Origin of the sequence: Enterococcus sp. B2E4, assembly GCF_030499455.1 — a bacterium.
GTDB lineage: Bacteria > Bacillota > Bacilli > Lactobacillales > Enterococcaceae > Enterococcus_D > Enterococcus_D casseliflavus.
On record NZ_JAUKPK010000057.1, the window covers coordinates 1 to 465 of the forward strand.

The following is a 465-nucleotide window of genomic DNA, read 5'->3' on the forward strand; positions in this document are numbered from 1 at the left end:
TTGATTTCAGTACAGACCGAAAACCCGAAGAGAGTGCCTTCTTTTCGGGTTTTCTTATATAATCCTCGAATGTCTTCCATGCCTTTAATCGTGGTAGAGGCAGTGCGTAAACTTCGATAGAATTTATTGCGTCTCTTTACTGGACGATGGTCTTGTTCAATCAAATTATTCAGGTATTTAATGGTACGATGTTCTGTCCCTTGATAAAAGCCGTATTCTTTTAGTTTCTTAAAGGCACTTGTAATAGAGGGGGCTTTATCTGTGACTACAACCTTCGGTTCATCAAACTGCTTCACTAACCGCTTAAGAAAAGCATAGGCTGCTTGTGTGTCCCGTTTTTTACGTAACCAAATATCCAAGGTTAAACCATCTGCATCGATGGCTCGATACAAATAATGCCATTTTCCTTTAATTTTGATGTACGTTTCATCCATTTTCCATGAATAAAAGGATTTTTTATTTTTC

At 37.6% G+C, this 465-nt stretch carries 1 protein-coding gene; it reads right to left on the reverse strand.

Translation table 11 applies throughout. The features are described from left to right. Positions 1 to 465 (reverse strand): IS6-like element IS1216 family transposase (locus tag Q1X33_RS16625; RefSeq protein WP_301969850.1); only part of this gene is annotated, 465 nt, incomplete at both ends.